Source organism: Stenotrophomonas sp. GD04024 (assembly GCF_029837545.1).
Lineage (GTDB): Bacteria > Pseudomonadota > Gammaproteobacteria > Xanthomonadales > Xanthomonadaceae > Stenotrophomonas > Stenotrophomonas forensis.
Genome location: NZ_JAOEDV010000001.1, coordinates 142,743 through 151,861 on the forward strand (window position 1 = coordinate 142,743; position 9,119 = coordinate 151,861).

8 protein-coding genes are annotated in these 9,119 nt (G+C 67.0%); 5 read left to right on the forward strand and 3 right to left on the reverse strand.

Features of this window, described 5'->3' with window-relative positions; translation table 11 throughout:
* Positions 1–29 precede the first annotated feature (29 nt).
* The 5 genes from N7590_RS00810 to N7590_RS00830 all read left to right on the forward strand — a co-directional run bounded on the left by N7590_RS00810 (position 30) and on the right by N7590_RS00830 (position 7,359).
* Positions 30–1,079, forward strand: coding sequence for a LacI family DNA-binding transcriptional regulator (locus tag N7590_RS00810; RefSeq protein WP_049434977.1), 1,050 nt, complete (start codon positions 30–32; stop codon positions 1,077–1,079).
* 60 nt (positions 1,080–1,139) lie between these two features.
* Positions 1,140–2,453, forward strand: a complete 1,314-nt coding sequence (gene fucP, locus N7590_RS00815) for an L-fucose:H+ symporter permease (RefSeq protein WP_006439404.1) — start codon at positions 1,140–1,142, stop codon at positions 2,451–2,453.
* Between the two features lie 7 nt (positions 2,454–2,460).
* Positions 2,461–3,456, forward strand: a complete 996-nt coding sequence (locus N7590_RS00820; RefSeq protein ID WP_279934971.1) for a carbohydrate kinase — start codon at positions 2,461–2,463, stop codon at positions 3,454–3,456.
* Positions 3,453–4,679, forward strand: a complete 1,227-nt coding sequence (locus tag N7590_RS00825; RefSeq protein ID WP_164242874.1) for an AGE family epimerase/isomerase — start codon at positions 3,453–3,455, stop codon at positions 4,677–4,679. Before N7590_RS00820 ends, N7590_RS00825 begins: the two co-directional genes overlap by 4 nt.
* A gap of 61 nt (positions 4,680–4,740) precedes the next feature.
* Entirely contained in the window at positions 4,741–7,359 is a 2,619-nt protein-coding gene (locus N7590_RS00830) for a glycoside hydrolase family 2 protein (RefSeq protein WP_164242875.1), read from the forward strand.
* Between the two features lie 51 nt (positions 7,360–7,410).
* Here N7590_RS00830 and mtnC read toward each other — a convergent pair whose 3' ends face one another.
* The 3 genes from mtnC to mtnB all read right to left on the reverse strand — a co-directional run.
* Positions 7,411–8,106, reverse strand: coding sequence for an acireductone synthase (mtnC, locus tag N7590_RS00835; protein WP_164242876.1), 696 nt, complete (start codon positions 8,104–8,106; stop codon positions 7,411–7,413).
* Between the two features lie 3 nt (positions 8,107–8,109).
* Positions 8,110–8,667: an acireductone dioxygenase gene (locus tag N7590_RS00840; protein ID WP_164242877.1), complete on the reverse strand. Its 558-nt coding sequence runs from the start codon at positions 8,665–8,667 to the stop codon at positions 8,110–8,112.
* 92 nt (positions 8,668–8,759) lie between these two features.
* Positions 8,760–9,119 (reverse strand): methylthioribulose 1-phosphate dehydratase (gene mtnB, locus N7590_RS00845; RefSeq protein WP_279934974.1); only part of this gene is annotated, 360 nt, incomplete at its 5' end.

Genomic DNA, 9,119 nt, shown 5'->3' on the forward strand with positions numbered 1-9,119 from the left:
TTGAGCCTCCAGCGGAGTCCGGGAAGACGATGAACGACAACGGCAGCAGTTCCAGCAAGCGCGCCGGCAAGGCGGTGACGGTGACCGACATCGCGCGTGCCATCGGCGTGTCGCGGGCCACCGTGTCGTTGGTGCTGCGCGGCAGCCCGCTGGTCAACGTCGATACCCGGGCCAAGGTCGAGGCCGAACTGCGCCGCCAGCGCTATGTCTACAACCGCGCGGCGGCCAACCTGCGCCGTCGTACCTCGTCGAGCATCGCGCTGGTGATCAACGATCTGTCCAACCCGTTCTTCGCCGAATTCGCGTCCGGCGTGGACGAGGCGCTGGGTGGCCGCGGTTATGTGACCCTGCTCGGCAGTACCGGTGAATCGCCCGAGCGCCAGCAGGCGGTGCTGTCCACGTTGATGGAGCACACCCCGGCCGGCCTGATCCTGTCGCCGGCCGAAGGAAGTGATACCGCGCAGTTGCGCCAGGCATTGGGTGCCAACGCCAACGTGCTGCTGTTCAACCGCGAACTGGAAGGTGCCGACTGGGACTTCCTGACCCTGGACAACCAGCACGGTGCCTACCTGGCCACGCGCCACCTGATCGAGCGCGGCCATCGCCAGATCGCGTTCTTTGGTGGCCATGCCGCCTCCAGTTCATGCCATCAGCGCCGCGCCGGTTTCCAGCAGGCGCTGGCCGAGGCCGGTCTGTCGCTGCCGCCGGGCTGGATGATCGAGTCGGCACCGAACCGCCTGGAAGCCGCGGCGCGCACCGATGAGCTGTTTGCCGATGGCCATCGACCCAGTGCGGCGGTCTGCTACAACGACACCGTGGCGCTGGGCCTGATGCTGGGCCTGAACTCGCGCGGCATCCGCCCGGGTGGCGACTTCGCCGTTACCGGTTTCGATGATATTTCCGAGGCGTCGGTGGCGGTGCCGCCGTTGACCACGCTCACTGCCGATCCGCGCGAGCGGGGCCGGCAAGCTGCCGCTCTGCTGCTGCAACGGCTGGACGAACCGGACGCGCCGCCACGGCGCACGGTCGCGCCGGTGCAGCTGCGCATCCGCGAAAGCAGTGCCGCACGACCGAACTGATTCCTTCCATACACCCCTTCCACGCAACAACGACCTTCCGCGCATCGAGGCGCGTACCGCATGCCGATTTCCGCAACGCCCCGTCCATCGGGTTCTTCGGGCAACGCACCCGCCGTCACCAACGGCAAGGCGCTGGCCGTGGTCACCACGATCTTCTTCATGTGGGGCTTCCTGACCTGCCTCAATGACATCCTGATCCCGCACCTGAAGGCGGTGTTCGAGTTGAACTACGCCAAGGCGATGCTGGTGCAGTTCACCTTCTTCGGCACCTATTTCCTGATGTCGCTGCCGGCGGGCCGGTTGGTCGCCGCGCTGGGTTACAAGAAGGGCATCGTGGCCGGCCTGGTGATCGCCGGCATCGGTGCGCTGGGCTTCTGGCCGGCGGCCGAGCTGCGCGTGTATGGCGCCTTCCTCGGCGCGCTGTTCGTGCTGGCCAGCGGCATCACCGTGCTGCAGGTCGCTGCCAATCCTTACGTGGCGCTGCTGGGCCCGGAACAGACCAGCTCCAGCCGCCTGACCCTGGCGCAGGCGCTGAACTCGCTGGGCACGGCCATCGCGCCGATCTTCGGCGGCATGCTGATCCTGTCCAACACGGTGAAGAGTGCCGATGACATCGCGGCACTGCCGGCCGCCGAGCAGCTGGCCTACCGTGCCGCCGAGGCGCAGGCCGTGCAGGGCCCGTACGTGGGCCTGGCGGTGGCGCTGGTGCTGCTGGCGCTGTTCGTGTTCCTGTTCCGACTGCCGGCGTTGAGCGATGCCACCGAGCAGGCCGACCAGGGCCACCACCACAGCTACCTGGATGCGCTGCGCAAGCGCCACCTGTTGCTGGGCGTGCTGGGCATCTTCTTCTACGTGGGTGCCGAAGTGTCGATCGGCAGCTTCCTGGTCAACTACCTGTCGATGCCGAACATCGGCGGCTTCAGCGAGCAGCAGGCCACGCACTACGTGTCGGCCTACTGGACGATGGCGATGATCGGCCGCTTCGCCGGTTCGGCGCTGCTGGCGCGCTTCTCGCCCAGCCGCCTGCTGGCGATCTTCGCGCTGGTCAACGTGGGGCTGCTGGTCACGACCATGCTGAGCTCCGGCAGTGTCGCGCTGTATTCGGTGGTGGCGATCGGCCTGTTCAACTCGATCATGTTCCCGACCATCTTCGCGCTGAGCATCGAGCGCCTCGGCCCGCTGACCAACAAGGGCTCCAGCCTGCTGATCATGGCCATCGTCGGCGGTGCCGTGGTGCCGTACCTGCAGGGCGTGCTGGCCGACCACATCGGTGTGCAGGCCAGCTTCATCCTGCCGCTGCTGTGCTACGGCTACATCATTTTCTACGGACTGGTCGGCGCGCGTACGCCGGCCTCCGCAACGCAGGGAGGCTGAGTCCGGTATGGGTGCCATCGTTTGCTTCGGCGAAATTTTGATCGATCTACTAGCGCAGCCGCCGGCCTCGGCCGATACCCCGCGCGCGTTCCTGCAGTACGCCGGCGGTGCGCCGGCCAACGTCGCCGTGGCCGCCGCGCGGCTGGGTGCGAAGACGCAGTTCGTCGGCATGCTCGGCCGTGACATGTTCGGCGACTTCCTGGCCGACAGCCTGGTCGAGCACGGCGTGGGCACGGATTACATCGTGCGTACCGATGCGGCGAAGACCGCACTGGCCTTCGTTGCCCTCGACGCCAGCGGCGAGCGCAGCTTCAGTTTCTACCGCCCGCCGGCGGCCGACCTGCTGTTCCGTGACAGTGACTTCCAGGCGGAGTGCCTCGACAGCGCACAGTGCTTCCACGTCTGCTCCAACAGCCTGACCGAGCCGGCCATCGCCGAGGCGACCTTCGCCGGCATGGACCGGGCCCGTAAGGCCGGCGCGGTGGTCAGTCTCGATCTGAATCTGCGTCCGGCCCTGTGGCCTGCCGACGTCGATCCGACGCCGCGCCTGTGGCAGGCGCTGGAGCGCGCCGACCTGGTCAAGCTGTCGCGCGAGGAACTGGATTACCTGGCAGCTCCGCTGGGCGCCGATGGCGAGGCGGCGGTGCTGCGGCGCCTGCTGGCCGCGCAGGCACGCTGGGTCATCGTCACCGATGGTGCAGCCACGCTGCACTGGTACACCCGCGACAACCACGGCACGGTCACCAGCTTCCGCGTGGCCACCGTCGACACTACCGCGGCCGGTGATGCCTTCGTCGGTGGCGTGCTGGTCGGCCTGCTGGAGCGGGGTGGGGCGGGCGCAGGTTTCGCCGCCTTCTGCAAGGACCCGGAGGCGATCACCGCCACGCTGCGCTTCGGCGCTGCAGTCGGTGCGCTGGCGGTTACCCGCAAGGGCGCGTTCGCCGCGATGCCCTCGCTTGATGAAGTGCAGCAGCTGCTGCAGCCCCAGGACATTACCGCATGAGCACCTCGCCCGACTTCCGTTCACCCGCGTTCCTGCGTGCGCACATCGCCGACACGATGGCGTTCTACCACCCGCGCTGCATCGATCCGAACGGTGGCTTCTTCCACTACTTCCGTGACGACGGCAGCATCTACGATGCCAGCCATCGCCACCTGGTGAGCAGCACGCGCTTCGTCTTCAACTACGCGATGGCCTACCGCGAGTTCGGCAATGCCGAATATCGCGAGGCGGTCGAGCACGGCGTGCGCTACCTGCGTGAGGTGCACCGCAACCCGGCCACCGGCGGCTATGCCTGGACCCTGCGCGATGGCAAGGTCGAGGACGACATGAACCACTGCTATGGCGTGGCCTTCGTGCTGCTGGCCTACAGCTGCGCGCTGAAGGCCGGCATCGAGCAGGCCCGCGAGTGGATGGACGAGACCTGGCAGCTGCTGGAAGCGCGCTTCTGGGAGCCGCAGCACGGCCTGTACAAGGACGAGGCTGATGGCCATTGGAACTTCACCGGCTATCGCGGCCAGAACGCCAACATGCACATGTGCGAGGCGATGCTGGCCGCATTCGAGGCCAGTGGCGAACAGCGCTATGTCGAGCGCGCGCTGCTGCTGGCCGACAACATGACCCGCCGCCAGGCCGCCAAGGCCGGTGGGCTGGTCTGGGAACACTACGACGTGAACTGGGAGATCGACTGGGATTACAATCTGGACGACCCCAAGCACCTGTTCCGCCCGTGGGGCTTCCAGCCCGGCCACCAGACCGAGTGGGCCAAGCTGCTGCTGATCCTCGATCGCCACGTGCAGGCCGATTGGCTGGTTCCGACCGCGCAGCACCTGTTCGACGTGGCCGTGGCGCGCAGCTGGGACGACGCCCGCGGTGGCCTGTACTACGGCTTCGCACCGGAATCGCGCCGGCAGCCGGGCATGGACGGCGCACCGATCGGTGGCGACAGCTTCGTCTGCGATGACGACAAATACTTCTGGGTGCAGGCCGAGACCCTGGCCACCGCCGCACTGATGGCCAGGCGCACCGGCGATGACCGCTACTGGCAGTGGTACGACCGCCTCTGGGCGTATTCGTGGGAGCACTTCGTCGACCACCGGTACGGCGCCTGGTTCCGCATCCTCGATGCCGACAACCGCAAGTACAGCGACGAGAAGAGCCCGGCCGGCAAGGTGGATTACCACACCATGGGTGCCTGCTACGAAGTGTTGAACGTCGTGCGCTGAGGCGCGATGTATTGGAATCGGTAGCGCCGGGCCGCACCCGGCGGCAGAACAGGAGCATCACGTGCATCGCCTTTCCCTCGTTGTCCGTCTGCTCCTGCTGCTGATCGCAGCCTCCGTGTTTCCGGCAACTGCAGCCCCGCTGCAGGCGCAGTGGGAGTTCCGCATGCTGCCCGGCGACGCGCAGGGTGCGGCGCATCCGGGCCTGCAGCAGTGGCGCGCGGCAACGGTGCCGGGCAGCGTGCACACCGATCTGCTGGCCCATGCGTTGATCCGCGATCCCTACGTCGGTGCAGCCGAGGCCGAGCTGCAATGGATCGGCCTGGCCGACTGGGAATACCGCGCCCGTTTCGACGTGGATACCGCGACGCTTGCCAAGCCCAATGCCGAGCTGCGCTTCGATGGGCTCGATACCTATGCGGAGGTCCGCCTCAACGGCAAACCGCTGCTGCGTGCAGACAATGCACATCGTACCTGGCGCGCGCGCGTGGAGGGCCGGCTGCGGGCCAAGGGCAATGAGCTGCAGATCGTGTTCCGTTCGCCGATCCGCACGCTGCTGCCGGGCGTGCAGGCCATGCCGCACAAGATTGCTGGCAACTATCCGTCGCCCTATGGTGATGAGCCGAAGGAGGCGATGGTCGGCAACTTCGCGCGCAAGCCGGCCTACCACTTCGGCTGGGACTGGGGCCCGCGTTATGTCACCGCCGGGGTCTGGCGTGGCGTCGACCTGCAGGCCTGGGATGCGCACCGCCTGGCCGATCTGGCCGTGCGTACGGATGCACTGGACGCCCAGCAGGCGAAGCTGGCGGTGCTGCTGCAGGTGGAGCAGGGGGCGGTGTCGGGCTCGGCCGTGGTGCATGTGGAGGTGCGCGATCCGCAGGGCCGCAGCGTGGCCCAGGTGCAACGCACGGTGCCGCTGATGCCCGGCCAGAACACCGTTGAGCTGCCGGTTGAGCTGACCAAGCCGCAGCGCTGGTGGCCGGTGGGTCATGGTGCGCAGGACCGTTACACCGTGCAGGCACGCCTTGACGACGGCAGCACAGCGGAACTGGCGCGCGAGCAGCGCATCGGCCTGCGCACGGTCGAACTGCGCCGCGAGCAAGACGGCAAGGGCGGGCAGGGCTTCGCCTTCGTCATCAATGGCGTGCCGATATTCGCCAAGGGTGCCAACGTGATCCCGTTCGACGCGTTCCCTGCGCGCGTCGATGCGGCGCGACTGCGCCAGGTGCTGACGGCGGCCCGCGATGCCAACATGAACATGCTGCGCAACTGGGGCGGTGGCTATTACGAGGACGATGCGTTCTTCGACATCGCCGATGAGCTCGGCCTGCTGGTGTGGCAGGACTTCATGTTCGGCGGTGGCATGCAGCCGGGCTACGATCCGGCGTTCCGCACCAGCGTGGTGGCCGAAGCACGCGACAACGTGCGCCGCCTGCGGCATCACCCCAGCATCGTCCTGTGGTGTGGCAACAACGAAGAAGAGACCGCGTGGAAGGACTGGGGCCATGGCCGTGATTTGAAGGCGGCCGACCCGGCATTTGCGGCGAAGGTCTGGCAGGGCTATGTCGACCTGTTCGGCAACGACCTGCGCCAGGTGGTCGGCGAGGAAGGGCTGGGCGTACCGTACTGGTCCAGCTCGCCCAGCAATGACCTTGACGAGAAGGCCAACGACTCGACCCGTGGTGACAAGCACTACTGGCAGGTCTGGGGCAATCCGGCATTGCCGGTGCAGGCCTACCTGCGCGAGACCCCACGCTTCATGTCCGAGTACGGACTGCAGGCGTGGCCGTCGGTGGCGACCGTGGACCAGATCGCCACCCGCGCCGAGCAGCGCATCGACAGCCCGGTGATCCGCGCGCACCAGAAATTCATGGCCGGCGAGGGCAACAGCCGCCTGCTGCACTACATCGAGCTGGGCTACGGTACGCCGAAGGACTTCGAGGATTTCGTCTACCTGAGCCAGGTGATGCAGGCCGATGGCATTGCACTGGCGGCGTTGCATCATCGCGCCTCGCGGCCGTACACGATGGGTTCGCTGTACTGGCAACTCAACGATGTCTGGCCGGGGGCTTCGTGGTCCAGCGTGGACTACTTCGGCCGCTGGAAGGCGCTGCATTTCGCCGCGCGGCGATTCTTCGCGCCGGTCACCGTGGCCGCGCTGCGCGACGAGGGCCGTACGCGGGTGCGGCTGCTCAATGATGGCGCCGCGCTGGATGCGCGCTGGCGGCTGCGGGTGATGGACGTGGACGGCAAGGTGCTGCGCCGTCGCGAGCAGGCGGTGACGCTTGCCGCTGCCGGCGTCACCGACATCGGCACCTACAGCGATGCCGAGCTGCTGGCTGGCGCCGATTCGAAGCGGACGGTCGCGGTGTTCGAGCTGCTGCAGGACGGCAGGGTGAGTGCGCGGCAGGTGTTTGGTTTCGTCGAAGCCAAGGACCAGCAGTTACCGCGGCAGAAGCTGAAGGCCGCCCTGAGCATCGAGGGCGACCACTATCGGCTGCGGCTGGAAAGCGCGGCGTATGTGCGGGCGGCGTGGATCGACTTCGGTGCGCTGGACGTGCAGGTCGAAGACAACCTGCTGGACCTGTTGCCGGGGGAAACCCGCGATATCGCCGTACGCGGCCCAGTGGATCTGGCTGCCCTGCGCGAAGCGCTGAAGGTAAGGACCCTCAACGATCGTTGAGGGGCGCTCTGGCTCTGGTAGGTGCCAACCAAGGTTGGCATCCCCCGTTGATTACAGCTGGATCTGCTGGAAGTTCTCGACCCGCTCGTGGCCGTTGGCGGCCTGGCCGGTGCGCGGCAGCGGGTAGTCGTCAAGGCGGTCGATCAGGCGGGTCTGCAGGCCGGCTTCGCGGGCTGCGTCGAGTTCTTCGACCACGTCGGACAGGAACAGGATCTCACCCGCCGGCACGCCGATCGCCTGCACGATGTGGCGATAGCTGTCGGCCTCACGCTTGCCGCCCACTTCGGTGTCGAACCAGCCTGACACCAGCGGGCTGAGGTCACCGGCATCGCTGAAGCCGAAGAACAGTTTCTGCGCCGGTACCGAGCCGGAGGAGTACACGTACAGCGGCAGGCCGGAGGCGTGCCAGCCGTTCAGCACCGGCGCCACTTCCGGATAGAAGTGCGCGGTGTAGTCGCCGCGGCGGTAGCCTTCGTCCCAGATCATGCCCTGCAGCGCCTTCAGCGGGGTGTGCTTGCGGTCCTGGTCGATCCAGCCCTGCAGCGTCTCGGCCACCAGGCTGTCCTGGCAGGCGCCGCCGATCTCGCTGGCCACCGCATCCAGCCAGCGGCGGACCTCCGGCTGCTGGCCATGCTCGGCCACGAACGCGGGCAACGCCTTGCGGGCATAAGGGAACAGCACGTTCTTGACGAACGAGATGCTGCTGGTGGTGCCTTCGATGTCGGTCAGGATGACGCGGGGCTGCATGGATCAGGACGCCTGGGTGGGTACGTAACGGGGGAACTTCTGCGCGATGTCGGTGCCGGTGAAGTGACCGACCCAGCCATCCGGCTCGGTGAAGAAGCGGATCGCCACGAAGCTCGGCTCGTCGCCCATGTCGAACCAGTGGGTGGTGCCATCGGGCACGGCGATCAGGTCATCCTTCACACACTCGATCTCGTAGACCTTGTCACCCACGTGCAGGGTGAACAGGCCCGAGCCGGCCACGAAGAAGCGCACCTCGTCTTCCTTGTGGAAGTGTTCGTCGAGGAACTTCTTGCGCAGTTCCGCCCGGTTCGGGTTGTCCGGGGCGATCGAGGCCACGTCCACGCTCTTGAAGCCACGCTCGGCGACCAGGCGGTCGATGTCGGCGCGGTAGGCGGCGAACACTTCATCCTGGCTGGCACCCGGCGCGACCGGCGCGGTGGCCTGCCAGCGCTCGAAGGTGACACCGATCTTATGCAGTTCGGCAGCGATGATCGCGCCGTCCTGGGTGTCCAGCAGTGGCGATTCGGGGCGGGTGTCGTCGTAGATGCGCAGTCGGCTCATGGCGGCAGCTTGAACGTCTCGGGGGGAAGACAGGGTAGCAGGGTGGGGGCGCGGCGCAGATTCCTGATCGGCATCTGCACCTGCGCGCGGGTTCAGCCGCGCAGCTTGCGCAGTTCCAGCTCGCAGTGGAACAGGAACTCGAAGGCTTCCAGGTGGCGGCGCGCCTCGGCCATGTCGCGGCCCCAGGCGTACAGGCCGTGGCCGTCGATCAGGTAACCCCACAGGTTCTGCCGGTCCAGCAGGTCGTCGACCTGTTTCGAGAGCACATTCATGTCCTGGGTGTTGGCGAATACGGGCACGTCCACGGCCATTTCATGGGTGCTGTTTCCGGCGAAGGCCTTCAGCAGCTCGTAGCCTTCCAGGTGCACATGGCCCTGCGGCGCATACAGGCGCGAGGCGATGGTCTGCACCGGGGAATGGGTGTGCAGGACGCAGCCGATCTCAGGAAAGCG

Excerpts from the sequence above, each read along its gene's own strand:
- N7590_RS00810 (WP_049434977.1), top strand. The coding sequence starts at position 30 with ATGAACGACAACGGCAGCAGTTCCAGCAAGCGCGCCGGCAAGGCGGTG.
- fucP (WP_006439404.1), top strand. The coding sequence starts at position 1,140 with ATGCCGATTTCCGCAACGCCCCGTCCATCGGGTTCTTCGGGCAACGCA.
- N7590_RS00820 (WP_279934971.1), top strand. The coding sequence starts at position 2,461 with ATGGGTGCCATCGTTTGCTTCGGCGAAATTTTGATCGATCTACTAGCG.
- N7590_RS00825 (WP_164242874.1), top strand. The coding sequence starts at position 3,453 with ATGAGCACCTCGCCCGACTTCCGTTCACCCGCGTTCCTGCGTGCGCAC.
- mtnC (WP_164242876.1), bottom strand. The coding sequence starts at position 8,106 with ATGCAGCCCCGCGTCATCCTGACCGACATCGAAGGCACCACCAGCAGC.
- N7590_RS00840 (WP_164242877.1), bottom strand. The coding sequence starts at position 8,667 with ATGAGCCGACTGCGCATCTACGACGACACCCGCCCCGAATCGCCACTG.